Origin of the sequence: Ihubacter massiliensis, from assembly GCF_024125305.1 — a bacterium.
GTDB classification, from domain to species: Bacteria; Bacillota; Clostridia; order Peptostreptococcales; family Anaerovoracaceae; genus Hominibacterium; species Hominibacterium faecale.
The window spans coordinates 4056801-4079684 of record NZ_JAMXVH010000001.1 but is presented as its reverse complement, the minus strand read 5'-3'; the positions used below and the strand labels follow the sequence as shown (position 1 = coordinate 4079684).

The 22884-nt window shown below is 49.3% G+C and carries 29 protein-coding genes; 2 read left to right on the top strand and 27 right to left on the bottom strand.

Features of this window, described 5'->3' with window-relative positions; all coding sequences use genetic code 11:
- Nucleotides 1–3 precede the first annotated feature (3 nt).
- The 10 genes from NIA71_RS18665 to NIA71_RS18620 form a co-directional block, all read right to left on the bottom strand.
- Nucleotides 4–504 carry a cell division protein SepF gene (locus tag NIA71_RS18665; RefSeq protein WP_227754726.1) on the bottom strand — a complete coding sequence of 167 codons (501 nt, stop codon included), beginning with the start codon at nucleotides 502–504 and terminating at the stop codon, nucleotides 4–6.
- Nucleotides 505–516: 12 nt separating this feature from the next.
- Nucleotides 517–1221, bottom strand: a complete 705-nt coding sequence (locus NIA71_RS18660; RefSeq protein ID WP_148395672.1) for a YggS family pyridoxal phosphate-dependent enzyme — start codon at nucleotides 1219–1221, stop codon at nucleotides 517–519.
- Nucleotides 1222–1236: 15 nt separating this feature from the next.
- Nucleotides 1237–2229, bottom strand: coding sequence for an HlyD family efflux transporter periplasmic adaptor subunit (locus NIA71_RS18655; protein WP_148395671.1), 993 nt, complete (start codon nucleotides 2227–2229; stop codon nucleotides 1237–1239).
- Nucleotides 2230–2281: 52 nt separating this feature from the next.
- Nucleotides 2282–3025 carry a tRNA (guanosine(37)-N1)-methyltransferase TrmD gene (gene trmD / locus NIA71_RS18650; RefSeq protein ID WP_148395670.1) on the bottom strand — a complete coding sequence of 248 codons (744 nt, stop codon included), beginning with the start codon at nucleotides 3023–3025 and terminating at the stop codon, nucleotides 2282–2284.
- A 9-nt stretch (nucleotides 3026–3034) separates the two neighbouring features.
- Complete coding sequence (gene rimM / locus NIA71_RS18645; RefSeq protein WP_148395669.1) at nucleotides 3035–3532, bottom strand: ribosome maturation factor RimM; 498 nt, start codon at nucleotides 3530–3532, stop codon at nucleotides 3035–3037.
- 427 nt (nucleotides 3533–3959) lie between these two features.
- Nucleotides 3960–4190, bottom strand: coding sequence for a KH domain-containing protein (locus tag NIA71_RS18640; protein WP_148395668.1), 231 nt, complete (start codon nucleotides 4188–4190; stop codon nucleotides 3960–3962).
- Nucleotides 4191–4207: 17 nt separating this feature from the next.
- Complete coding sequence (gene rpsP, locus NIA71_RS18635; protein WP_148395667.1) at nucleotides 4208–4447, bottom strand: 30S ribosomal protein S16; 240 nt, start codon at nucleotides 4445–4447, stop codon at nucleotides 4208–4210.
- Between the two features lie 75 nt (nucleotides 4448–4522).
- Nucleotides 4523–5863, bottom strand: coding sequence for a signal recognition particle protein (ffh, locus tag NIA71_RS18630; RefSeq protein ID WP_148395666.1), 1341 nt, complete (start codon nucleotides 5861–5863; stop codon nucleotides 4523–4525).
- Between the two features lie 10 nt (nucleotides 5864–5873).
- Nucleotides 5874–6230, bottom strand: a complete 357-nt coding sequence (ylxM, locus tag NIA71_RS18625) for a YlxM family DNA-binding protein (protein WP_227754728.1) — start codon at nucleotides 6228–6230, stop codon at nucleotides 5874–5876.
- A 141-nt stretch (nucleotides 6231–6371) separates the two neighbouring features.
- Entirely contained in the window at nucleotides 6372–6614 is a 243-nt protein-coding gene (locus NIA71_RS18620; RefSeq protein WP_148395665.1) for a hypothetical protein, read from the bottom strand.
- A gap of 140 nt (nucleotides 6615–6754) precedes the next feature.
- Between NIA71_RS18620 and NIA71_RS18615 the strand changes: the two genes are divergently transcribed.
- The gene (locus tag NIA71_RS18615) at nucleotides 6755–7498 is read left to right on the top strand and encodes an acyl-[acyl-carrier-protein] thioesterase (RefSeq protein WP_253021180.1); all 744 of its coding nucleotides are present in this window, start codon (nucleotides 6755–6757) and stop codon (nucleotides 7496–7498) included.
- On the opposite strand, the gene NIA71_RS18610 is transcribed toward NIA71_RS18615, so the two are convergent.
- The 11 genes from NIA71_RS18610 to vanR all read right to left on the bottom strand — a co-directional run bounded on the left by NIA71_RS18610 (nucleotide 7488) and on the right by vanR (nucleotide 16203).
- Nucleotides 7488–7814, bottom strand: a complete 327-nt coding sequence (locus NIA71_RS18610) for a branched-chain amino acid transporter permease (RefSeq protein ID WP_253021179.1) — start codon at nucleotides 7812–7814, stop codon at nucleotides 7488–7490. The genes NIA71_RS18615 and NIA71_RS18610 overlap by 11 nt on opposite strands.
- Nucleotides 7811–8551 carry an AzlC family ABC transporter permease gene (locus NIA71_RS18605; protein WP_253021178.1) on the bottom strand — a complete coding sequence of 247 codons (741 nt, stop codon included), beginning with the start codon at nucleotides 8549–8551 and terminating at the stop codon, nucleotides 7811–7813. The genes NIA71_RS18610 and NIA71_RS18605 overlap by 4 nt, the downstream gene beginning before the upstream one ends.
- Nucleotides 8548–9210 carry an alpha/beta fold hydrolase gene (locus tag NIA71_RS18600; protein WP_253021177.1) on the bottom strand — a complete coding sequence of 221 codons (663 nt, stop codon included), beginning with the start codon at nucleotides 9208–9210 and terminating at the stop codon, nucleotides 8548–8550. The genes NIA71_RS18605 and NIA71_RS18600 overlap by 4 nt, the downstream gene beginning before the upstream one ends.
- 73 nt (nucleotides 9211–9283) lie before the next feature.
- On the bottom strand, nucleotides 9284–10051 hold the full coding sequence (locus tag NIA71_RS18595) for a MerR family transcriptional regulator (protein ID WP_253021176.1): 768 nt from the start codon (nucleotides 10049–10051) through the stop codon (nucleotides 9284–9286).
- Between the two features lie 57 nt (nucleotides 10052–10108).
- Entirely contained in the window at nucleotides 10109–11131 is a 1023-nt protein-coding gene (locus tag NIA71_RS18590) for an anti-sigma factor domain-containing protein (RefSeq protein WP_253021175.1), read from the bottom strand.
- Nucleotides 11121–11789, bottom strand: coding sequence for a sigma factor (locus NIA71_RS18585; protein WP_227754833.1), 669 nt, complete (start codon nucleotides 11787–11789; stop codon nucleotides 11121–11123). The genes NIA71_RS18590 and NIA71_RS18585 overlap by 11 nt, the downstream gene beginning before the upstream one ends.
- A 67-nt stretch (nucleotides 11790–11856) precedes the next feature.
- The gene (locus tag NIA71_RS18580) at nucleotides 11857–12522 is read right to left on the bottom strand and encodes a DUF4956 domain-containing protein (protein WP_253021174.1); all 666 of its coding nucleotides are present in this window, start codon (nucleotides 12520–12522) and stop codon (nucleotides 11857–11859) included.
- Nucleotides 12523–12561: 39 nt separating this feature from the next.
- Nucleotides 12562–13236 (bottom strand): DUF4956 domain-containing protein, encoded by a 675-nt coding sequence (locus NIA71_RS18575; RefSeq protein WP_148395660.1) that lies wholly within the window; start codon nucleotides 13234–13236, stop codon nucleotides 12562–12564.
- A gap of 19 nt (nucleotides 13237–13255) precedes the next feature.
- Nucleotides 13256–13981: a polyphosphate polymerase domain-containing protein gene (locus NIA71_RS18570; protein WP_253021173.1), complete on the bottom strand. Its 726-nt coding sequence runs from the start codon at nucleotides 13979–13981 to the stop codon at nucleotides 13256–13258.
- A gap of 511 nt (nucleotides 13982–14492) precedes the next feature.
- Nucleotides 14493–15521, bottom strand: a complete 1029-nt coding sequence (locus NIA71_RS18565) for a sensor histidine kinase (RefSeq protein WP_227754737.1) — start codon at nucleotides 15519–15521, stop codon at nucleotides 14493–14495.
- Nucleotides 15511–16203 (bottom strand): VanR-ABDEGLN family response regulator transcription factor, encoded by a 693-nt coding sequence (gene vanR, locus NIA71_RS18560; protein ID WP_148395658.1) that lies wholly within the window; start codon nucleotides 16201–16203, stop codon nucleotides 15511–15513. Before vanR ends, NIA71_RS18565 begins: the two co-directional genes overlap by 11 nt.
- A 730-nt stretch (nucleotides 16204–16933) precedes the next feature.
- Between vanR and NIA71_RS18555 the strand changes: the two genes are divergently transcribed.
- On the top strand, nucleotides 16934–18358 hold the full coding sequence (locus tag NIA71_RS18555) for a carbon starvation protein A (protein WP_148395657.1): 1425 nt from the start codon (nucleotides 16934–16936) through the stop codon (nucleotides 18356–18358).
- Between the two features lie 87 nt (nucleotides 18359–18445).
- Here NIA71_RS18555 and NIA71_RS18550 read toward each other — a convergent pair whose 3' ends face one another.
- The 6 genes from NIA71_RS18550 to NIA71_RS18525 form a co-directional block, all read right to left on the bottom strand.
- Nucleotides 18446–18859, bottom strand: coding sequence for a DUF3830 family protein (locus NIA71_RS18550; protein ID WP_148395656.1), 414 nt, complete (start codon nucleotides 18857–18859; stop codon nucleotides 18446–18448).
- Nucleotides 18860–18880: 21 nt separating this feature from the next.
- Nucleotides 18881–19972, bottom strand: coding sequence for a glycerol dehydrogenase (locus tag NIA71_RS18545; RefSeq protein WP_148395655.1), 1092 nt, complete (start codon nucleotides 19970–19972; stop codon nucleotides 18881–18883).
- Between the two features lie 124 nt (nucleotides 19973–20096).
- Nucleotides 20097–20654 (bottom strand): 2-oxoacid:acceptor oxidoreductase family protein, encoded by a 558-nt coding sequence (locus tag NIA71_RS18540; RefSeq protein ID WP_148395654.1) that lies wholly within the window; start codon nucleotides 20652–20654, stop codon nucleotides 20097–20099.
- A gap of 1 nt (nucleotide 20655) precedes the next feature.
- Nucleotides 20656–20865: a 4Fe-4S dicluster domain-containing protein gene (locus tag NIA71_RS18535; RefSeq protein ID WP_148395653.1), complete on the bottom strand. Its 210-nt coding sequence runs from the start codon at nucleotides 20863–20865 to the stop codon at nucleotides 20656–20658.
- 7 nt (nucleotides 20866–20872) lie between these two features.
- Nucleotides 20873–21685 carry a thiamine pyrophosphate-dependent enzyme gene (locus tag NIA71_RS18530; protein ID WP_148395652.1) on the bottom strand — a complete coding sequence of 271 codons (813 nt, stop codon included), beginning with the start codon at nucleotides 21683–21685 and terminating at the stop codon, nucleotides 20873–20875.
- Entirely contained in the window at nucleotides 21657–22880 is a 1224-nt protein-coding gene (locus NIA71_RS18525) for a 2-oxoacid:acceptor oxidoreductase subunit alpha (protein WP_253021172.1), read from the bottom strand. Before NIA71_RS18525 ends, NIA71_RS18530 begins: the two co-directional genes overlap by 29 nt.
- Nucleotides 22881–22884 lie beyond the last annotated feature (4 nt).

The window sequence follows — 22884 nt, the reverse complement described above, 5'->3', positions numbered from 1 at the left end:
CCATTATTTCCAGGGATTACTGTTCTTCTTGTCATTATCGAATGAAAAGCCCTTGTGGTCTACGCCCGCGGCGATGTCCACATTTTCAGGTGCAAAGACGAAAATATTGTTTGCAACCTTTTGAACATTACCATTGAGCGCATATGTAGCGCCGCTGAGAAAGTCAAAAATCTTTCTCGCTGTATCGGATTCAATCCGTTCCAGGTTGATAATGATCGGTTTTTTGCTCTTCAAGCTGTCCACTAATTTGGGGCATTCATCAAAGCCGGAAGGTTCAATTACCACCAGTTTGAAGGCACTTGTAATCGCGCTGACCGTCCGATTCTGCATTGGGATGACCTTTCCGTCATTATGCGGCTCGGGTCTTGGTGCCGAGAAGGATGTCCGGTTCTCCGCCGGCCTTCTCTCAGCCGCCTTTGACACTGGCTGCACTTCTTCATACTCCTCATCCTCATCGTAGTCTTCAATTCCTACCAGATCTTTAAATTTTCCTAAAATTCCCATAACAACCTCCCGTTATTTCTGTTTGCTGTAATCTCTTTCGCCAAAAATGGCTGTTCCCACACGAATCAGATTCGAACCCTCCTGAATGGCAGCCTCGAAATCATGAGACATTCCCATGGAAAGGTATTGGAAGTCGAGCCTTTCGTGATCGATTTTTCCATATTGATCGTATAATCGTTTTACTTCCGCAAAATAGATGCGCACATCGTTTGGGTCCTCTGCAAAAGGCGCGATGCACATCAGTCCCCTGATCCGAATGTTGGCACAATTTTCTATAATTGTCCGGATCAATTCTTCGGTTTCATCCATGGAAATACCGAACTTGCTTTCTTCCTGTGCGGAATTGACCTGAATCAGGATATCCATAGTAATACCATGCTGACCCGCCCTTTTATTGATTTCTTCCGCCAGCTTGTACGAATCCACCGAATGGATCATCGAAACCTTATCAATAATATATTTTACCTTGTTTGTCTGCAAATGTCCAATCATATGCCATCTGACAGGCTTTACAAAGTCGTATTTATCCATAATTTCCTGAACTTTGTTTTCTCCGATATCGGTCAGCCCCGCATCGATACCCTCGTTGATCTCATCTGCAGATCGGGTTTTGGTCACTCCCACCAGCAGAATATCATCACCGCTGCGTCCGGTCTTTTCAGCAGCAGCAGCTTTCAACCCGTTAATCTTGGCAATATTCTCTTTAATCCTTTGCATGCTCACATCTCCTCATCAAGTTCCCTTTCCGGGATTCTTCAATATTTCATCGTAAACATTGACGGTATTTACGGAATTGCCGTTTTCATCGATAAAGGAAACATCCTGCAGCACAGTATACTCTCCATCGCTGGCAATGACCTTTACCTGTGTAAAGGCGTATTCACCGCTGGTCTGTCTGACCATCACCCCCGGCTTTCCGTCTTTTGTAGTAATGCTTTTGCTCTTGGCGATCAATCCGTTATAGTCCTGGGAAACAATCGTTGCTTCTTCAACTCTACTCTTAGCAAAAGCTTCATAATAGCGATTAGAACGGAAGATAATTCTCCATCGATCTCCGTCCTCTTTGATGCTGCGGACAGTAGCCTGCACATCCCCTTCCGGCAGCTGGATCGTTACCGCTTTTCCCTCTTGGTATTTGGCTATGCTGGCAGCTTCCACCCAGCAGACCATATACCAGTTGTCGTTATCACAGATTTTAAAAATTGGTTCACGCTCCAGAGTACTTTTTCTTTTTGTGTCTTTTGCTTTTACTTTCAGGTCCTCCACTTTTTCATACTTCAGCTCGTCCATGGTGCTGGGAGAAAAATAATGTTCGTATCCATCGATGTAATAACTGAGTATGCCGCTGGACTGGGCTTTGCAGTCTGCAGACCGCACCACATAATCCGAAAGCCTGGTAATGATATCCTTGTAATCGGACTTATCGGTTGTCTCTTCCTCGCTTTTGGCCTTGTCCTCCGTAAGTTTGAGGACTTTGGTGCCTTTCCTGATATGTGTACCCTCATCGATCAGGTAATCGAGGCTTCCTGCGCTTCCCGCTTCATATACCGTTTCCTCCCTGACAAAATAACAGGTTGCCTCTTCTGTCACCTGCAGGGTGCCGGCCTTGAGCGTTTCTGTAGTTTCAAAAACGCCCGTTACTTTAGGAATGATGTAAATAACAACATATAGTATGATCAGTGCAAGAATAAAAATATATATAGGTTTCCTATTTTTTTTCGCCATAATCTCTCTCCACTAGTACATTTTACACTAAATACATATTTCTTTCAATGTACTAGGTGTGTAATTCCAATATTTTCTCTAAGATTTTCTTCTCCTCTTTTGATAGTTGAGGTTTCCCTTCTATAAATTGATCAAAAAGATCAGGCCTCCGCTCTTTTGTCAACAGCAGGGATTGTTCGAATTTCCAAAGATGGATTTTTTTATGATCCCCGCTTACCAGAACTTCCGGCACCGGTAAATCCCGGTATTCTCTCGGCTTGGTGTACTGAGGATACTCCAAAAGTCCGGAATAGATGGATTCATCCAGCGCCGCATGGCTGCTCTTTAAGACCTCCGGAATCATTCTGGCAACTGAATCGATCAATACCATGGCGGGCAGTTCTCCCCCTGTGAGAACATAGTCGCCGATGGAGATCTCCTCCATATTCCAATAATCCAAAATCCGCTGGTCTACGCCTTCATAGTGGCCGCAGAGAATGACTAGTTCCTTTTCTCCAGCCAGGTTGCGGATCATATTCTGGTCAAGCATCTTCCCCCGCGGGGACATGTAGATAGTCTTTTTTCCACTGGCTCCGATCGCTTCCATAGTTCGAAAAACCGGGTCGGCCAGCATGACCATGCCTGCTCCGCCGCCGAATGGGTAGTCATCCGCCTTGTGGTGCTTGTCCGTACTGTAATCTCTGATATTGGTCAGCCGGATATCCAGCAGACCTTTTTCACCTGCTTTCCCTAGGATGCTGCTGTCAGTTACGGCAGTAAACATCTCCGGAAAAAGGGTCAAAACATCTATCTTCATAACGCTCCTCTACAGGTCCAAAAGGCCTTCCGGCAATTTGACGTTCATAGTTCTGTTTTCCATATCGACGGAAAGAACAAATTCCCTAACCGCGGGCAGCAAAATCTTCTTTCCGCTTTCCAGCTTGATTTCGTATAGATCCTGTGCGCTGCTTTGCACCACGTCTGATAGGCTGCCCAAGACGCGGCCTTCTTCATCAGCTACAGCGATCCCCAAAAGATCCCGCACATAATATGTGTCCTCTGGCAGCCGTTCCAAATCGGATTCCAGGATGGATACATTTTTTCCCTTCTGGGCTTCTGCCTGATTGCGGTCGTCGATGCCCTCAAGTCTCAGAATCGCCACGTTGGCTTGGTAGCGGACGTTTGCGATGGGGTATGGTGTGTCTTCCACGTATACCCGCTCCAGCTCTTCAAAGCGCTCTTTTCTGTCTGTATAGCAGTAGACTTTTACTTCGCCTTTCAGTCCCACTGCGTTGACAATTTTTCCAATGATGATTTTCTCCATGTCTCTCCTTTTAAAATGTTGTGGTTGGTATTATTTGCCCGGGGCTCTCAGTTTGGGATTTGGCCCCCGGCCCGGGGGCCGGTCCGGTGTGGCACGGGGCCGGGGCCTGGAACCCGGAAAATTATCATGAGATTTTTCATTTTTTACGCAAATTTGTGGGGTTGCGGGCCATCATTCTGTGGGAAAGCGGCCGCATCTCCTTCGGCTCCAGTTCGAAGCCGCTCAACCGTTGAAAAATGCGTAAATTTCTCAAATTTTTTCCTATCTTTTCGAAAAAATGGCGATTCCTCTCTTGCAAGCCCTCCGGGGCCCAGACTGCTGAGGCTGCCTTAACCCGTCATCCGATAAGCAGGCGCCTAATATAATTGAAGCACATCCTCCCGCCTGCGGGAGGATGTGCCTTATCTTTGCGATTTGCAATCTGTCATTATTGAACGATTTCAACTACGACTTTTTTTCCTGCCTTTGTTGCCGCAGCCTTGACGACCGTGCGGAGCGCTTTGGCGATCCTTCCCTGCTTTCCGATGACCTTGCCCATATCTTCAGGCGCGACCTTAAGCTGGATCACAGTGGTCTTGCTTGCTGCGGATTCCGTAACCTCTACAGCATCAGGATTGTCAACAAGTGACTTCGCAATTGCGCTAACCAATTCTACCATCAACTTTCACCGCTTTCTTATAAAATGCCGGTCTTTTTGAACAGGCTTCTGACGGTATCCGTCGGCTGGGCGCCGTCACCTAACCATTTTTTCGCTCTTTCTTCATCGATTTTGATATCAGCCGGATCCGTCAGCGGATTGTAGTAGCCGATCTCCTCGATAAACTTTCCGTCTCTGGGGCTGCGGGAGTCTGCAACAACGACTCTATAAAAAGGTTTCTTGTGCGCACCCATTCTCTTTAATCTGATTTTTACCATTTCTTCTTCCTCCTAAAAAATTCATTTTATATTTTAAACTCAAGATTTCCCTGAATTCTAAGCATGTTTAAACGTTTACATTCCCCGGAACATCCGGTTCATGCGGCTGTTCCCGCCTTTTCCGGTAAATTGCTTCATCATCTTTTTTGCTTCCGTGTAGCGCTTTACCAAAGTGTTGATCTTACTTACCGGCTGGCCGCTGCCCGCCGCGATCCTGCGTCTTCTGCTGGCATTGAGAATATTGGGGTTCTCCCGCTCATCCTTGGTCATGGACTGAATGATTGCTTCCATCTGAACGAACTCTTTTTCACTCTGAGCCATATTGACGTTTTTCATGGCCGCCGAATTCATACCCGGCATCATGCCCAGCAGCTTGCCGATTCCGCCCATCTTTTTGATCTGGCCCATTTGATCCAGGAAATCCTCCAGCGTGAACTGGTTCTTGCGGATTTTCTTTTCCAGAGCAGCTGCCTGCTGATCGTCATAACTGCTCTCCGCCTGCTCAATCAGCGTCAGCATATCGCCCATTCCCAGGATTCTACTGGCCATTCTGTCAGGATGGAATGGCTCCAAAGCATCGAACTTTTCGCCCATACCCACGAACTTGATCGGTTTTCCCGTAACCTTTTTGGCCGACAGGGCCGCACCGCCCCGGGAGTCGCCGTCCATCTTAGTCATGATGATGCCGTCGATGCCCAGCTTTTCGTTAAACCCTTCGGCAGCGTTGACCGCGTCCTGACCGGTAAGGGCATCCACAACCAGCAAAATTTCATGGGGTTTAACCGCTTTCTTGATGGTAACCAGTTCCTCCATCAGAGCCTCGTCGATCTGCAGCCGTCCTGCCGTATCGACAATCAATACATTATAACCTTTCAGCTCGGCTTCTTTCATAGCAGCCAGAGCGATCTTTTCCGGTTCCTTGCAGTCCCGCATGGTAAATACGGGCGTATCCACCGTTTTACCCACCACCTCCAGCTGGTCGATGGCCGCCGGACGATAAATATCGCAGGCGCAAAGCATGGGCTTTTTGCCGTTGTTCTTCAAATAATTGGCCAGCTTACCGCAGGTCGTCGTCTTACCGGTACCCTGCAGGCCTACCATCAGCAGCACCGTAAACCCTCTCGGGGAATAGGTCAGCTTGCTGCCCGCTCCGCCCATCAGCTCCGTCAGCTCCCGGTCAACGATTTTGATGACCTGCTGCGCCGGAGTCAGGCTCTTCATAACCTCTTCACCCAGAGCTTTTTCTTTTACCGACTGGACGAACTCTTTTACCACCTTAAAGTTAACGTCCGCTTCCAAGAGCGCCAGCTTTACTTCGCGCATGGCGTCGTTAATGTCCGCTTCGGTGAGGGAACCTTTTCCCTTCAGATTTTTAAAGACGCCTTGCAGTTTTTCCGATAATCCTTCAAATGCCATTGGCTTCCTCCTATTGATCCAATTCATCGATGATGGTTTTTATGCTCCTGAGCCTTCCGGTCAGCTGTTCGTCCCGGCTCTCAGCCACCATCTCATCGATGATCCCGTCTATCTGATGAATGGCCTGTCTGCTTTTTTGAAACTTCTCTACAAGCCGTAATTTCTGTTCATAGTCCAGCAATGCTTTTTCCGCGTTTTTCAGCGCGTCGTGCACGCCCTGCCGGCTGATGGAAAACTCCTGGGCGATCTCGGAAAGGGACAAGTTTTCTTCATGATACAGTTCCATGACTTCCTGTTGTCTCTTTGTAAGCAGCTGCCCGTAAAAATCGTGGAGCAGGCTGATCTGTGTGATTTCATCCAATTTCATACTGGTTTTCCCTTCATCGACAAGTCCTTTTGCTTGACACTTGGTTAGTTTATCGGAAAAGCTTCCTCTTGTCAAGTATTTTTGGTTGACGATCCGGCATTTTTACAAAACAGTTCCGCTACGAAAAAAGCAGCTCACAAATCATGGCTGCTCTTTTTCTTTTTCCGCAAGTTGACGTTCCAGCTGCTGCTCTGTCAGGTAATCCCACATGAAGCCGCAATCCCGGCATTTGGTCCGGTGCCCGGTCTGAAAGCCGGAGCATCCGCAATCCACTTCCGCCAGCCCGTCCTCCACTTCCTTTTTCAGCTCCGGGATCACCAGTGCTTTGGCCGGAATTACCTTGATCAAATTCTCCGAACCGCATCGATAACATTTTTTTCCCACTGCACAGTACCTCCTTCATAGTAATCATTATACCCTGTCCGTCCCACATAAACCAGAAAATTCTGATTTTAATCAAATTTGACAAAAAAAGTGCTGGTGGGTATGATAAAAGACAGTGAAGTCAGAAAGGAGTTTTCACGATGTTTGAAATTACGAGAACCGTTGGCAGCAGCCATCTGGATACAAGCGGAACCCTGCGTTTGTCTGCGGCCGTGGATTTTATGCAGGATTGCTGCTGTTTTCAACTGGACAGCGAAAAACAGCTGACGGAATATTTCCAAAAACACCACATCACCATGTTTCTCATTTCCCGTCAGATCGACCTGCTCCAGCCGGCCTTTTATGGGGACAAGCTGACCATCCGCACCTCCATCTACCAGTTCCGGGCAGCTTACGGTTATCGAAACACCCTCATATATAATGAAGCCGGCGAGCTTTTGATCGCCAGCTATGCGGGCGGCGCTTTCATCGATCTGAACAAAGGCGGCGCCACCGTCATGCCCAAGGATGTGATGGCAACGGTGCCTCTGGATCCCAAATTCCCGGATATGGAATATCTGCCGCGGAAAGTGTCCGTCCCCAAAGGCCCCTGCGAAAAAGTCTTTGCGCCCGCGCCGGTGCTCCGCCATTACATCGATCACAACCATCATATCAACAACGCCCGCTACCTCGATATCGCAGAAGAATACCTGCCCGAAAACTTTCAAATCAAAGCCTGCCGCATCGAATACAAGACCGCTGCAAAATACGGCGATCGTATTCATCCGTTCCGTTATCAAACGGCCCCCGGTATTTGGATGATCTCTCTGCAAGGGCCACACGGCCAGGTTTATGCCAACGTGGAATTCCGCGGAAAAGAAAAGAATGCGGCGTCTACCCGATAAGGTGCAGCAGCCCCATGTAGAGGATCGTTCCTCCTGCAATGCTGAGAAGACTGTTCCGCTTCCAAGCATGGAGCCCGCAGATTGCCAGGATCGCCGCAATCTCCGGAAGGCCGAAGCTGGCGTGAAGGAAATCCACATTGCGCAGACAGTAGACCACCAGCAGCGCGATGACCGCCGGCGGGAGCACGCTGCCCAAATATTCCACGATTTTGGGTACCTTGCGGTTTTCCGGGAAAAGGACAAAAGGAACGAACCTGGTGATCATAACCCCTGCCGCAAGGGCCGCTATCATGATCAAAAGCTGGAGCATGGTCATTGGTCGTCACCTGCCTTTTCTGATGTCTTTTCTAAATGATACGCTTTTGATAGTTTGCTCTTGCCGCCCAGCAGACTGACCGCCAGCAGGATCATGGCCGGGATGATAAAATTATCCGCTCCGAAAACCGCCAGGCAGATCACCGAACAGATTACGCCCATCACCGCAGGAATGCGTTTTTCTTTTTCCCTCCATTGTTCTAAAAACAAAACCACAAACAACGCCGTCAGCACGAAATCCAGCCCTTCCAGATCCAACTTAACAAGACTGCCCAAAAGACCGCCGGCAAAGGATGCGATCACCCAATAGGCATAATCCAAAACCGTGATCCAAAAATAAAACCATTTTGCGCTCACGCCTTTTGGAGGCTCTTTGGTGCTGGTGAGGGAATAAGTCTCGTCGCACAGCGCAAAGATCAAAAAATATTTCAGCTTTCCCGTGCCGCTGTATTTTTTCAGCATGGAGATTCCGTAAAACAAGTGTCTGGCATTGATGGTCAGACTCAAAATCAGCGCCTGGATCGGATTGAAGGCCGCAGTGAGAAGGGTCACCGCCACATACTGGATGCTCCCTCCGAATACCACCATGCTCATCAGCAGAGACCACCCGGCTCCGTATCCCTTGCTGGCCATGAGCATTCCGTAGACCAGCCCCAGGAACGTGAACCCGGTGAGAATGGGAATGGTATGTGGAAACGCTGCCTTCAGCGCTGTAAATTTTTCATGATTGCTGTTCAATTTTCTTCCATTGCCTCCTTGATAATCTGGGCCAGCCTGGTGCTGTGTACCACATACGAACCGTGGGACTGGCCGCTGAGCAGCATCAGCCTGCTATCCGCTATCTGCTCCGCGATTTCCCGGGTATGGGATTCCCGAATCATATCCCGCTGCCCGGCGGTGACCCACACCGGTATGGAAATCCGCTCCAAATCCCCTTTGCCGATATGAGGCTCGGTGAGCATCATTTCCATGGCCGGATCCTTTTTAAAGAGAAACAGCGTGCGGAAAAACCAATAGATCGGCGCTTTCAGTCCTTTGGGATTTAAGTTTGCTCCGCTGACCATGAGCCGGGACAAAAGGTCCGGGTGCTGAGATGCCACGAGAAGCCCGATGATCCCTCCGTCGCTGAAGCCGTAAAAAAACGGCTGAGAAAGCTCCAATTCTTTGATAAACAAGGCCATATCATCGGCCATGTCCTGATAATGAAGCTTTGGCACCCGGCTGCTTTTTCCGTGTCCCCGGCTGTCCGGCCGATAGACCGTAAACGATCCGCTGAGGACTTTTGCGCATTGGTCAAATATAAAATGATCCTCCCCATTTCCGTGCACCAGCACAAGGGGAGGACCGCTTCCTTCTTTCTCATAAAACAGCTCAACGCCGTTTACTTTGATATACATGCCGACTCCGCCTTTCTTAATCATGTATCATTTTACACGATAAGCGGGGGAAAGGGAAGTCCGGCTTTTTTCTTTACAGCTCTTTTACGTGTGCGATTAAGGCTTCTTTCAGGAACTGGGCGCAGCCTGGGGCTTTTGCATCGTAGTAATCCTTGAACCGCTCGTCCGCCGTATACAGTTCCGCCAGTCCCAGGTGGGCCTTGCTGGTATAGTGCTGCCAGCTGCAGCAGATCCACTGCTTATGAAGAGCGGCGATTTCTTTGCCTTCGGAGCCGGCGGGGAGCTTGCCCGCCTTCACAGCGGCGGCAAGACGTTCTTTGATCTCCTCTTCCAAACGCTGCATCCGCTCATATTCCTCTTCTGTCAGATTCAGCATTTTCTTCTGGCTGGCATCGATGGCAGCATCGCCGTAGCGCTGTCTGGCTTCAGCTCCGTAGGTTTCTTCATTCTCCTTGATCCGCTGCCTTTTCAGGCCCTCAAACTTTTCCTGATCTGTCATGGTTATCATTCCTTTCTTACGCTTGATCGTTTTGCTCACATTGTCGATCATGATCTCCAGCTGTTGTTTTTCGGTAAGAAGGCTTTTCAGGTGATCTTCCATAACACGCACTTTATCTTCATCGGACATTTGCAGACTTTTCCCGATCTGGGAAAGCCCCATTCCCATCCTCTTCTGCAGCAGAATCTGTTGAAGGGCGTCCACTTCCTTTTGTCCGTAGATGCGGTACCCTGCCCGGCTGATCCTGGCCGGAGCGAGCAGTCCGATCTGATGGTAATAGCGCAGCGTTCTCGTACTGATTCCGGCCAGCTCCGCCAGCTCTTTGATCGTGTATTCCATCATCCTTTCCTCCTTACAAATGGGATTATAGGCTTTGACGCTGCGTAAAGGTCAATCTTTTTAATCATTTTCTTCCTCATCATCAGACTCGGCTTCATCATCTGCATCCGTATCATTGTCATTGCCATCATCGTCGTTGTTTTTTTGCGGTGCGGCTGTCGGCTTTTTACTCTTGTCCGTTTTCGATGTGGGGGCAGCAGCCTTTGATTTGCTTTCGACAGCGTCATCATCGTCATCCGTATCATAGTCGTCGTCATCATCGGCTTCTACTTTGCGCTGGTTGGATTTCTTCGTTTTCTTAGCTGCCTTTTCGTCCTTCTCCAAAGCTTTTCTTACGGCATCATTTTTCATCAGCGCCGGCTGCTTCTTCACCATTTCCAGAACATCTTCCCTGCTCATATCATCCACAACCTCTTCAATTTGATCTTCGTTAAGCGCTTTTTGAGCAATGTACAGGCCCAGTGTTTGTTTATCCCGCTCTGCCTGCTTGATATCGTTTTTGCTGCCTTTCAAATATAGCGCTTCATCCGTAGAAAACAGCTCTTGAAGATGGGTTTTCAGCTTTCTTTCCTGCTGCTGGTCATTTTCCTTTTCCAGTGCGTACCCAATCAGTATGGTATTTCCTGTCTGCGGCTGGTTTACCCCCAGCTCTTCTGCCGCCTCATCTATTTGCAGACCCTTGATCTCCTTTAATTGCTCCTCAGATACGGAACCTTCATAAGAAACCGCTTTGCGGATCTTGTATTTCTCATCCAGCTGCACCTGCAGGCTCACGCCGCTGTCGACGGAAACGACGGCATAGACCTTATCTGTAATCCTGGGTATGATCAGCGCGGACAGACACAGCATCAGCGCGGCCGCGACGGCGATGATGGAGTTGAGGGTCTTTTTTGATATTTTGATGGCCTGCATTTTTTCCGGCTGCTCCTCCGGCTTGCCCGAATAAAGGTCTTCATTGAGAACGTAAATGCAGTCCCCTTCCTTCATTTCACCTTTTTTCTTTATCCGCAGGACCTGGCCGTCATCTGCCATAGCCAGACAATAATCGGCCTTTATCTCTAAAACCATTACTTTATAATACATCCGTGCACCTCGCTGTTTTGATCCAATAACAAAGCTTTGGGAACCGTTTGACAAAGACGATCATTGCCGCCAGAATAAACGTTTTGCTTCGTTTTACTACCTTCTCTGTAACATTGGAAAGGCGCGCCACCTGCCGGATCGGCAGCTTCTTTTTCCGATAAGTCGTTTCCACGGTCGCTTCGTCCTTGCTGGCCGTATCGGCGATATGTATGGCATTCTTCCTGGTGTCGCTGTGTTTGGGCGCTTCGTCCGCCAGCCGCTCCAGGGTCAGTCCGAATTTAAAAAGCTCTTTCCGATAGGCCAGAATCTCTTCGTGGAGACCGGCATCGTTCTCCTCTTCTTCTGAAATGTCATAGCCCTCTTCCTGCAGCTGTTCCAGCGAAGCGTGCCTGGGGCGCGAGCTCTCTCTGGATAAAAAGGTTTTCAGCCTGCTTTCGATGACCAGTCTGGCAAAGGTAAGGAAATTCCCCCGTTCCGGGTCATATTTCTCAACCGCTTCTGCGAATGCGGACAGGGCAATGCTGAATTCTTCATCGTTTTCAACTGAAACATACCGTCCTGTCACTCCGCTGACGGTTCGAATCAAAAATGCCATATGGTTTTCGATCAGATTTTGTAAATTGTCAATTTCTATTTTCTCACCTGGAATCAATGTCATCACCTTCAATATTTTCTGCGATCCGGCCGATTGCACAAATGTCTGCTGCTTATACCTTCATATTATTCTAACCCATTTGCGCGTTTTGCGCCAATAAATTCACACTGTCGATTCCTCCAAGTTCAAAGATCTCCAGGATCATGCTGTTTTCCTCCTTCTGAGGCAGCTGAACTTCATACACCAGCTCGAAGGATTCTGCCAGCACATTTTTTGCCTTGACTCTGTTTTGGCCTGGAGCACGGTCCATAACGCCCTGAATCTGCTCGATATCCGTGTTGCTGCCCCGGATGACCAGAAGCATGGGGGACTGGAGGCCGGTTTTGTTCTTTGAAACGATCATGATCACCGACAGCACCAGACATCCAATGGCCCCGATCACATAGCTTTGGGTGGCGGCCGCAATGCCGATGGCCATGCTCCAGAAAATAAATCCAATGTCCCGCGGGTCGCGAATATTGGTGCGGAAGCGGACAATCGACAATGCTCCCAGCATTCCCAGGGATAAAGCCAGATTACTTTGTATCAGATTCATCAAAATCGTGGACACAAAGGCCAGCACGATGAGGGTCACTGCGAATTGGGGCCGAAAGTTCATTTTAACGTTGGCAAATCGGTATGCGGTGCACATGATTGCGGCAAAGAGCAGGGCAGCGCCCATGCTTGCCATCATTGCGTTCATTGTCCCAGTGCCGCCTGTCAGTCCACTGATCGTTTCTTGAATTTGTGTAGTCATATCTGTTTTCCTTTCTCTGCGAATGATTGTATGCGGTCCTCACGCCACTTTGCTCTGGGGCGCCAGTACGTTCACATCGTGGATCCCTTCCATGGTGCTGAACATGGAAAGCAGCTGCTGTTCTTCTTTGCAGGGCACTTTTAATTCATAAACCAGTTCAAAGGTATCGGCAAACACATTCTTGCATTGAATGGAGCTGCCTTTTGTTTCTTGAAAAACCTCCTGTACCCGGTCAACCTGGGCTTTGGCGCCCCGGACGACCATGGTCACAGCCTTTCTCTCCCTGACGCTGCGGTTAAAAAGGATCAGTATCATGGACAGCAGCGCCGTGCTTGCCAGGCCCACAATAAAAGCTCCTACTGCGGAGGAAATCCCAATTGCCAGCGCCCAGAACACAAAACCAATGTCTCTGGGGTCTTTCGTATTCGTCCGTATGCGGCAGATGGACAGGGATCCCAGCACGCCCAGAGACAGGATCGGGTTGTCCTGGACCAAGGCCAAAAGAATCGTGGAAATCAGCGCGATCATCAGCAGGGTAATATTAAATTTTCTGTTATAAGTCAGTGAATCGTGGCAGGCGCGATAGGTGGCAAACATAATCGCTCCCAGGAGCATGGTCGCCATAAGGCTGACGGCCAGATGGGATGGTGTCAGCAGGCTGCCGCTTGCTCCGCCTGCCGCTTGTCCTGTAAAACTGTTTAAAAACGTATTCATCTCAAAGCTTCCTTTCTTTTCAATAGTAGTATTGGCGCAGCAGCTGCCTGGAGGTGCCGAATTTACTGGGCGGTTTTTTTGTTAAATCGCATTCAGCCAGAACCTGCTGGATTTGTTTAAATAAGAAACGGTCGTATTTTATTTCCAGAATGGTCTGGTCGGCCGCCATGCCGGCTCGGAAATTGGGCCTGCGATCAAACAAATTATAGTTGAAGTCGCAGTATCGCAGGTTGTTGTCCAGCGTCACTCTGGTGTTGAAGTGGGGATGGGTGTAGGCTCTGCGGTCGTACTCGATCATGGCCGCCGGCCGGTACAATCTGGAGGTCATCAGCTTGTAGGCGTACTTGGCCATCTGGCTCTGGTATGACAGCAAAACGCTGTAATCACCCTTTAACAGCTTTTTTGCGTCTTCCCTTGTAATCACCAGGCTCTCTTTTAATTCTTGTCCATAGTATTTTCGCTTTAGTTCAAATTTTGCGGTTGAATCCTGGGGGTGGTACACGCGGACGCGTATCCTCTTTTTTTCTGCCGCTCCTTCGGATTTGTCTATGTAATCATCGTTGGCGATGCTGTCAAAATAGACGCTGCGCACTGTGTAGCCGTTGTAGCCTCCGTATGTGTCGGGAACCAGGATGCGGTCCAACGCATCGAGTATATACAGGCGGTCCGCAAGGGAGAGCAGATATTTCACTTCTTTGCGGGCAACGGACAGAACCGTTGGTTTCGGCGTTGTTTGTATCGACATGGGTAGGTCCTCCTCTCGCTATAATATACGAGGTGGTTTTTTCGTTTGGGGCCCTTTTTGGCAAAAAGATTTCGTTTTTGATTCTGAGACTCGGTCCACATCAGCGGCGGCTGGTTGTGGCCGGTTGACAGGGGAGGCCGGCTGAGACAGTTCTGACAGCAGAGAAATCCGTTTAATATAATCAGGAAAATTTTATTAAAGGATTTAATTTTTTCGCAAAGTTGTGGGGTTGCCATGCCTGATCTGGGCAACTTGCGGCCTGCACGGCCTCAAGACGAAGTTGAAAGCGCCTGGCGTTGAAACTTGCGTAAAAAAGAAAAACCTGTGCTGCCTGGCGCACTCCCGCAAACAAACAGGGCTGCTGCATGAAATATAATTCATTTCATGCAGCAGCCCCTTCGTATTCATATGTAGTTTTACGGAATTGGCTCAGCCTCGAGTGCAGAACGATAGCTTCTCTTGATGCGAAAGTTCCGTTTCTTAAAAACAGCCCTGTCGATGGGCGCAAAGGTCACAGCTTCACTGTAAACACGGTCTCTTCCTCGTCGCTGCGCACGGAAATATCTCCGCCGTGGGCATCCACGATCTCCTTGGCGATGGCAAGTCCCAGGCCCGCGCCCCCTGTCTGGGAGGACCGGGAAGAATCAAGCCGGAAGAACTTTTCGAAGATCTGCTCCTGCTGATGCTTTGGTATGGGATCGCCATGGCTGGCCACCTCAACGATAATCCGATCTTCCTGCCTGGCTGCGATGCGGATCACCGTATTTTCATAGCTGTAGGTGACAGCATTTTTGATAATATTATTGAACACCCTTGCCAGCTTGTCCCCATCCCCATTGTAAATGAGCGTATCAGGCGTTTCCACCTCAATGGATTTTCCGGCCGGTTCCACCAATGGATAAAACTCGTCGGCCATCTGCTGGAGCAGCAGCTTTAAGTCCAGCTTCTGCTTGGTGAGCACGATCGTCTGCAGATTAAAGCGGGTCACATCGAAGAACTCCTCAATGAGCTGTTCCAGGCGATAGGCTTTATCCAGAGTGATGCCCACATATTTGGCCTTTTGCTCCGCAGGCATTTCCGGCACCTCATCCAACAGGCTCAGATAACCGATGATGGATGCCAGCGGCGTCCTCATGTCATGGGCCAGATAGGTAATCAAATCGCTCTTGCGTTGAGACTCCATCTGCAGCAACTGCTCGTGGCGCTGCCCTTTCAAACGCATACTTTCGATGGTGTTTTTCATTTCCTGAGATTTCCGGTTGTTGGAGTAATTCATAATCAGGATAATCACCGTGCTAACCACCACCAGCGCCACCACAACCACGATAATGATAAAGCTTTTAAATCCAGCCCAATTATAAAAGACCGAGTAACTGGTTGTCTCATCTACGGCGATCTGTTCGATGAAGCGGTTGTAAAACCAATCCTTGAAAACGCCGTTGCCGAAGGAATCGATGAATTGGGCAAGAATCAAGGCCGTCACTGCAATAGCCGCTCCGATCAGGATAATTTTTACTACGACTTTTTTCTTATTTTTCAATTTTATACCCTACTCCCCAGATGGTTTTAATATACTTGGGCCGCTCGGCAGAATCCTTCAGCTTCTGCCGAAGATGCCGCACATGGACCATGACGGTATTGTTGCTGTTTTCAAAATACTTCTCCTGCCAGACAGTGCTGAACAGTTCCTCGGATGTAATCACCTTTCCCTGGTTTTCGGCCAGGGTCCAAAGAATGGCAAATTCAGTCGGCGTCAGGTCCACCGGCTCTTCGTTGAGAAGGCATTCGTGGGTATCCCGATTCAATAGCAGCCCGCGGATCGTCAGCACATTTTCTTCCGATGTTCCTTTGTTGTACTGGGTAAACCGCCTCAGCTGAGCTTTGACTCTGGCCACTACTTCCAGCGGAGTAAAGGGTTTTGTGATGTAATCATCGGCGCCCATGGTCAGGCCGGTCACTTTATCCAGCTCTTCTCCCTTGGCCGTAAGCATAATGATAGGGAAATTATGATTTTCCCTGATGCGCCTGCAAATTTCCAGTCCATCGATATCCGGGAGCATAATGTCCAAAAGCGCCAGATCGATTTTCTCATTTTCCACACATTCCAGCGCCGGCTTTCCCCTGTAAAATTTGGATACTTTGTAGCCGTCGTTTTTTAAGTACAACTCCAGAAGATCCGCGATCTCCTTCTCATCGTCCACTACCAATATATTCATGTCCATGCTAATCACCTCTCCTTTTGATATTGTACTACAGAGGCCGCCCTTTCCACACCACTTTTTTCTGGAAATTAAGCAAATTTTAAGAGCAGGGCCCGAATTCCGGGCCCTGCAGGTTTGCCCGGGAGAGGGCGCTGCCGGCGGGATCGTTAGGGCAAAGGAGCAGAAGAATGGGGAAAAGTATCACGATACCCAGCTTTGCGGCTAAGCTGCAAGTAATGGGGAATGTCGTATGCTTTTTTGTAAAATAGCATTGTAATTTGTTTTATGTTTTTATATAATAAAAGCAAGAAAGGCGCACCGTTGAAAACGGTTAGCCAAGAATACAGCGAAAAGTAACCGTGTTCTCAGCTACGATAGGCGGTTACTTTTTTGTGTATTCGATCAAAATACTTACCACAATACCCACAAATATGAACATTAGTGACAAGATTTCAAAATCTGACATAAAACTTCCCCTCCCTTCTAAGATTTCCACAAGTGGAGGTTCTTATAGATCGGGGACATTCCCTTCTTTCTGAAGGCTAACCGCTTTCGTCGCCTATTCTAGCTTGAGGTTATTATAGAGCACATCTAACGAAATTACAATATATTACAGTAAAAAAATGTATTTCAATAAATAAACGCACTTAAAGAAATCTGTAAAACCTTGCGCTGCAAGGAACATTTAACATAATAACCGACAAAACTGGGCAATCTATTCCTATCTTACTGCCAAAAAGGAGGCATTGACATGGTATCGTTTTTTGCATGTTTAGCCGCGCTTATCGTTGGCTACATCCTCTATGGAGCACTCATCGAAAAAGTTTTTAAACCGGATGACAGAACTACCCCTTGTTTGGAGCATTCCGACGGAGTGGATTACGTTGCTCTCAAACCCTGGAAGGCATTTTTGATACAGCTGCTCAATATTGCTGGACTGGGACCGATCTTTGGCGCGCTGTCGGGAGCGATATGGGGACCTTCCGTGTTCCTGTGGATCGTCCTGGGCACCATCCTCGCCGGCGGAGTCCATGATTTTCTGTGCGGCATGCTTTCCATGCGTCATAACGGCGCCAGCATTTCCGAGCTGGTCGGCATCTATCTTGGGCCGGTCATGAAGACAGTTATGCGGATTTTTTCCGTGGTTTTACTAGTTATGGTCGGGGTTGTTTTTATGGTAGGCCCGGCGGAATTGCTGGCAAAACTGACGCCTAATGTTTTTACGGTAACCTTTTGGACCATCGTCGTTTTGGTCTATTATTTTTTCGCCACCCTGCTTCCCATCGATAAAATTATCGGCAAGTTTTACCCCTTCTTTGGTATTTGCCTCATTATCATGGCGCTGGGAATCGGCGGGGCCACGGTCCTCAACGCGGACACCCATCCCATCGCAGAAATCACCCTCAGCAATCTTCACCCTGAAGGTAAACCAATCTGGCCGCTCATGTTTGTTACGGTAGCCTGCGGCGCGATCTCCGGATTCCACGCCACCCAATCGCCCATGGTGGCCAGATGCCTGACTTCAGAACGGCAGGGACGGCTGATCTTTTATGGGGCTATGGTTGCCGAAGGGATCATTGCCCTGGTGTGGGCTGCTGCGGGAGCCGCCTTTTACCAGGGAACCGCCGGCCTTGCAGCAGCAGGAGGAGGCAGTTCCAATACGGTTTATGACATGTCCATCGGACTTTTGGGTCCTGTGGGCGGCGTGCTGGCCATGATTGGGGTCATCGCCTGCCCCATCACTTCCGGCGACACTGCCTTTCGCAGCGCCCGCCTGACCATCGCCGATTGGTTCAGAATCAGTCAAAAACAAAGCCGCAACCGCCTCATTTTGGCCGCCCCATTGTTGATCGCCGGTTACTTGATTTCACGGATCGATTACCAGGTTGTATGGCGGTATTTTTCCTGGTCCAACCAGACGCTGGCGATGATAGCTCTGTGGGCCGGCGCAGTTTATCTGGCTGTAAAGGTGAGTCCAATTTCCAGCCTGATGGCTGCCATCCCCGCCGCCTTTATGTCCGCCGTTTGCTGCACCTATTTGATCTATGCCGAAGAAGGCTTTCATTTGAGCGCATCCATCGCCTATCCGGCCGGAATTATTTTTGCAGTGCTGTGCATCATTGTCTTCATATGGAAAGCTTATCTCCCAGGAATGAAGAAAGACCGCCGGCTTTAGAAGCAAGATTTACCCTCAGCTTTTACAATAAAAGACGCACCTCCAAGGCTGTGCTGCAGCCCTGAAAACGCGTCTTTTATTCTTTTCTTAGATCAGCTTGATTTCAATATCTTGAGCACCTTCCCACAAGACTTTTTTTCCAAAAGCTTCAAGGTCTTCGAGGCCTTCTGTGATGGTCAGAAAATGATTTCCGGACAGCTGGCCGTGCTGGCTGGCAAAGCAGCATCTGCCATAGGCCATGATCAGTTCCATTTCACTGATGCCGCCCGGGTAAAGCAGCATTTCCCCCTTGGCCGGATGGGAAGTATGGTTTTCATAAGAAAGGCCTGTCCTCTGATCTCCATAAGGGATCCAAATGCCTTCCCCGCTCCAGCGAACATGGATAAACTGGCTTTTTAAGGGCAGCATTTCCTCAAAGACACGGCAGGTTTCAGGCGCTTCATCCGTGAGCAGCCTGCCTTTGAATGTAAATGATCCGGCTTTAATTTCTACATATTTCATCGCATGCCTCCTCTGGATTTCTTAAATCCCCTTATAATATCTGCCCAGAGCATCCGCCCCCATAATTGCGGCATACACATCCTCCGGCGTCACCTCAAAAGGCATATTTCCAAGGGTGTCGTTTTCCGCTGCGGCCAGCTGGGCCACTTCCATAATCTGCTCCGGCTTTACTTCCTTGATTCCCAGATCCTCCAGGGTAACCGGAAGCCCTGTTTCCAGGCAGAAGTCAATCACTTCATCCAGCTCATCTTCTGGAGCATGCTCTAGAACAAGCTGGACAAGCGTGCCGAAGGCTACTTTTTCGCCGTGGTAAAGCTCATGGGTTTCCTCAATAGCTGTCAGCCCGTTATGGATCGCATGGGCGCCGGCAAGGCCGCCACTTTCAAAACCGATGCCGGACAAATAGGTATTGGCCTCGATGATGTTTTCCACTGCCTTTGTACAAATGTTTTCTTTTACTGCCAGCATTGCGTTGATACCGTCTGTGAGCAGCGTATCGTAGCATAAGCGGGCCAGCGCCATCGCTGCCATCGTGATTTTTCCGCCTACGCAGTTTGCCGCGTCGGATCTCTGACAGGCCCTGGCTTCAAAATAGGTGGCCAGCGCATCGCCCATTCCTGCGATTAACAGGCGTTCAGGAGCCTTGCTCACCACATCCGTGTCCACCAACACCATGTTGGGGCTGGCCGGCAGGAAGAGATATTCTTCGAATACTCCATCGTCCGTGTATATGACGGACAGAGCGCTGCAGGGAGCATCGGTGGAAGCAATGGTGGGCACGATGACTACCGGCAGACCCAAATAGTGAGCCGCTGCCTTGGCCGTATCGTGAATCTTGCCGCCGCCGATGCCTACGATCACATCGCAACCCGCTCCCTTACAGGCCTCCATGACCCGGTTGATCTCCGTCTTGCAGCACTCACCGTTGAATACTTCATAAACAATCTGTGCATCCCCCTGCCCTTCTGCAATCGCCGGCTCCACTCTCTTTCTCCCCGACACGCTGGTCAGGACGAACAGCTTCTTCCCAAAATTAGCCGCATGACCGCATAAGTTCTTCATCTCTCCCTTGCCCTGAACATACCTGCTCGGGCTTCCGATAATCTTTGCCATGATTTTATACCTCCTTGTTGTGTATACAGTATTCGCTTGACCTCTTCATATTAGCACAAGCCTTTGGCAGTTGGCAAGGACGGGATTCCTGCGGGGTTTTGTATGGTGAAACGTCGGGTTTATTTTATTGGTGGTCAATCGGGGCAGATTCTTCTTTCATCCGCTCCTCCAAATATTGATATCCTTTTTGGAAGGCCTGCCGGTTCACCTCATGCATGCTTTCCGGAAAGTTTTTAAGGATCTCCTGAAGCACCGCCGGATAATGGAGCCGAGGCAGCATTTTTGTCAGAGCTCCCAGCATAACCATATTGACCACAAAGGGCTTTCCCATGCTTTCAGCGATTTCCGTGGCAGGGACTTGGTAGTGATCCGCCTGGCTGTTTTCAACCAGAGTGCTGTTGACCAGAACCTTAGCTCCCTTTTTTATCGTATTTTTATATTTATCATATCCCACCTGATTGTAAGCAATAAAGACATCTGCATCATCTACTTTCATATAGTCGATGTCCTCGTTGGAAACCACCACTTCCGCTTTGCAGGCTCCGCCCCTGGCTTCCGGTCCATAGCTTTGCGTCTGTGAAACATTATAATCTTCACCCAGCCCGTAAGCCTTTGCCAGCAGCACGGAAGAGAGGATCACCCCCTGTCCCCCTGCTCCGGCAAATCTTACATTTAATTTCATTTTAATTCTCCTCCTTTTTTACATCGATGGCTCCGTCCGGGCATTGACGTTCGCACATCCTGCAAAAGACACAAGTTTGTTCTTTCGATGCCTCCGGCATATTGGTTCCATAGTTATTTCTTTTTTTACTTTTGATAAAAATTCCTTTGGGGCATATTGCCAGGCAAATGCCGCAGCCCTTGCAGCAGTTCTTATCGATGGTTATTTTCATGCTCTTCTCACCCCTTGATTACGTCCCGGGCCAGCAGCTTTTCTCTGACCTTTTCCAGATATTCCGCTGCTTCCCGTTCATGCTTCAGCACGCCGATTCTGGTTTTGCCTTCAGGAATATCCATGCCTTTTTGATATTGATAGGTATTTTCTTTGTACATCTTCAAAATCTTGGCAGGATCCTTCTGGCCGTAAACGGTTTTTCCGGCTTGAACAGGACACTGGCATAGCACCTCGATAAAGGAAAACCCTTTGTGAGAGATGCCTTGAGCAATGGACTTTTCCAGCTGAACAGGGTGGGCCGTCGTCCATCTGGCAACGTAAGTTGCGCCCATAGAAGCGGCCAGCTTGCATCCGTCGATCGGCTCATCGATGCTGCCGAAAGGAGAAGTTTTGGTTACAGCTCCCTTGGGGGTGGATGGGGATTTCTGCCCTCCTGTCATACCGTATATGTAGTTATTGGCCATGATGACCGTCAGATCAATATTTCGCGCGCAGGCGTGAAGGAGATGATTGCCGCCGATTGCAAGACAATCGCCGTCTCCGGTAAAGACGACAATGTTTTTATCCGGCTGGGCCAGCTTCAGCCCTTGGGCAAAGGCCAGGGCTCTCCCGTGCATGGTATGCATCACATCCATCTTGTAATAGCAGGGGATCCAGGAGGAACATCCGATTCCGCTCACGCAGGCCGTGTCCTCCTTGATACCCAGGCTGTCGATCGCTCCTATGGCCGCATACTGGATGATGCCGTTGCCGCACCCGGGACAGAAAAGTGTGGGCAGCAAGTCGGTCTTAATATATTTCTGATAGAGCCGATTCATCTTTTCCCACCTCCTCCAAAATCTCATCCAGCAATTCCTTTGGCGTATGGATATCTCCGCCGCATTTGGGCATTGAAATCACCTTTATTCCATCCAGCGCCCGCTCAATCTCCCGCACATACTTTCCCACATTCATTTCTGGGACAATGGCAAGAGAGATGTCCCGGGCCGCTTTCTTGAGCGCTTCTTGGGGGAAAGGCCATACCGTATTAATCTTAATCAGGCCCACTTTCAGATGGCTGTAATCCGTATGGATCACGGCCGGAGCGCCTTTTTTGAAAAAATCGCGGAACATGTTCAGTTTCGCCCTAAGGCGGTGATCCTTAATACCTCTTGCCAATTTGATCGCATTCATGGCCGGACGTGCAACGGAACCATAGGCAATGATCGCGATATCCGCATCCTCCATGCAAAAAGTATCCAGATCAGCCAGCTGGGTGCGATGGTCTTCTATCTTGCGGTTGATCTGCTCTATGAAATGCCCGCTGCGGTCGGCCATGTGTCCGATTCGCCGACCTTTTTCATCGTGAAGCTGCCCTTCCACCAGAGAGCTGCTCCCTTGAAAAAAATCCTCTTGGGGGGAATAGGCAAATCCAGGCCCGGCCTCATTCTTTTTTTTCGTACCACTGTATATGGTAATCTTTTCTCGCATATGTCCCACCACTTCATCGGACAGAAGAATGACCGGGCTGCGATACCTTTCCGATAGTTCAAAGGCTTTGATGGTAAAATCGTACATTTCCTGAACCGAGGAAGGCGACAGTACGATGATGCCGTAATCTCCATGGCTTCCATAGCGGGCCTGGTAGATATCCTGTTGGGAGGACAGGGTGGGCTGTCCGGTGGACGGCCCGCCCCTCTGTACATTGACAATGACTGCCGGCGTTTCCGTAACCGCAGCAAAGCCAATGGCTTCCTGCATCAACGTGTATCCTGGTCCCGATGTGGCAGTCATCGCCTTCTTCCCGCCCCACCTGGCACCGATGACCGCGCATGCGGATCCGATCTCATCTTCCATCTGAATGAACGCGCCGTTGTTTTTCTGCATTTCTGCGGAAAGCATTTCAATGATCTCTGTGGAAGGAGTGATGGGATAACCGGCAAAGAACCGGCATCCCGCATAGATCGCCCCTTTGGCGCAGGCCTCGTTTCCTTGTAAAACCGCCTGCTTTTGACCTTGTGCATCTGGTTCCATTTTC

Excerpts from the sequence above, each read along its gene's own strand:
- trmD (WP_148395670.1), bottom strand. The coding sequence starts at position 3,025 with ATGAAGATAGATGTTTTGACCCTTTTTCCGGAGATGTTTACTGCCGTA.
- NIA71_RS18540 (WP_148395654.1), bottom strand. The coding sequence starts at position 20,654 with ATGAAATTAAATGTAAGATTTGCCGGAGCAGGGGGACAGGGGGTGATC.
- NIA71_RS18640 (WP_148395668.1), bottom strand. The coding sequence starts at position 4,190 with ATGGTAGAATTGGTTAGCGCAATTGCGAAGTCACTTGTTGACAATCCT.
- NIA71_RS18550 (WP_148395656.1), bottom strand. The coding sequence starts at position 18,859 with ATGAAATATGTAGAAATTAAAGCCGGATCATTTACATTCAAAGGCAGG.
- rpsP (WP_148395667.1), bottom strand. The coding sequence starts at position 4,447 with ATGGTAAAAATCAGATTAAAGAGAATGGGTGCGCACAAGAAACCTTTT.
- NIA71_RS18570 (WP_253021173.1), bottom strand. The coding sequence starts at position 13,981 with ATGTCGATACAAACAACGCCGAAACCAACGGTTCTGTCCGTTGCCCGC.
- NIA71_RS18575 (WP_148395660.1), bottom strand. The coding sequence starts at position 13,236 with ATGAATACGTTTTTAAACAGTTTTACAGGACAAGCGGCAGGCGGAGCA.
- NIA71_RS18535 (WP_148395653.1), bottom strand. The coding sequence starts at position 20,865 with ATGAAAATAACCATCGATAAGAACTGCTGCAAGGGCTGCGGCATTTGC.
- NIA71_RS18660 (WP_148395672.1), bottom strand. The coding sequence starts at position 1,221 with ATGCAAAGGATTAAAGAGAATATTGCCAAGATTAACGGGTTGAAAGCT.
- NIA71_RS18525 (WP_253021172.1), bottom strand. The coding sequence starts at position 22,880 with ATGGAACCAGATGCACAAGGTCAAAAGCAGGCGGTTTTACAAGGAAAC.
- NIA71_RS18555 (WP_148395657.1), top strand. The coding sequence starts at position 16,934 with ATGGTATCGTTTTTTGCATGTTTAGCCGCGCTTATCGTTGGCTACATC.
- ffh (WP_148395666.1), bottom strand. The coding sequence starts at position 5,863 with ATGGCATTTGAAGGATTATCGGAAAAACTGCAAGGCGTCTTTAAAAAT.
- NIA71_RS18590 (WP_253021175.1), bottom strand. The coding sequence starts at position 11,131 with ATGTATTATAAAGTAATGGTTTTAGAGATAAAGGCCGATTATTGTCTG.
- NIA71_RS18580 (WP_253021174.1), bottom strand. The coding sequence starts at position 12,522 with ATGACTACACAAATTCAAGAAACGATCAGTGGACTGACAGGCGGCACT.
- ylxM (WP_227754728.1), bottom strand. The coding sequence starts at position 6,230 with ATGAAATTGGATGAAATCACACAGATCAGCCTGCTCCACGATTTTTAC.
- NIA71_RS18655 (WP_148395671.1), bottom strand. The coding sequence starts at position 2,229 with ATGGCGAAAAAAAATAGGAAACCTATATATATTTTTATTCTTGCACTG.
- NIA71_RS18530 (WP_148395652.1), bottom strand. The coding sequence starts at position 21,685 with ATGAATCGGCTCTATCAGAAATATATTAAGACCGACTTGCTGCCCACA.
- NIA71_RS18600 (WP_253021177.1), bottom strand. The coding sequence starts at position 9,210 with ATGTATATCAAAGTAAACGGCGTTGAGCTGTTTTATGAGAAAGAAGGA.
- NIA71_RS18585 (WP_227754833.1), bottom strand. The coding sequence starts at position 11,789 with ATGACATTGATTCCAGGTGAGAAAATAGAAATTGACAATTTACAAAAT.
- NIA71_RS18545 (WP_148395655.1), bottom strand. The coding sequence starts at position 19,972 with ATGGCAAAGATTATCGGAAGCCCGAGCAGGTATGTTCAGGGCAAGGGA.
- NIA71_RS18595 (WP_253021176.1), bottom strand. The coding sequence starts at position 10,051 with ATGATGGAATACACGATCAAAGAGCTGGCGGAGCTGGCCGGAATCAGT.
- vanR (WP_148395658.1), bottom strand. The coding sequence starts at position 16,203 with ATGGACATGAATATATTGGTAGTGGACGATGAGAAGGAGATCGCGGAT.
- NIA71_RS18615 (WP_253021180.1), top strand. The coding sequence starts at position 6,755 with ATGTTTGAAATTACGAGAACCGTTGGCAGCAGCCATCTGGATACAAGC.
- rimM (WP_148395669.1), bottom strand. The coding sequence starts at position 3,532 with ATGGAGAAAATCATCATTGGAAAAATTGTCAACGCAGTGGGACTGAAA.
- NIA71_RS18610 (WP_253021179.1), bottom strand. The coding sequence starts at position 7,814 with ATGACCATGCTCCAGCTTTTGATCATGATAGCGGCCCTTGCGGCAGGG.
- NIA71_RS18665 (WP_227754726.1), bottom strand. The coding sequence starts at position 504 with ATGGGAATTTTAGGAAAATTTAAAGATCTGGTAGGAATTGAAGACTAC.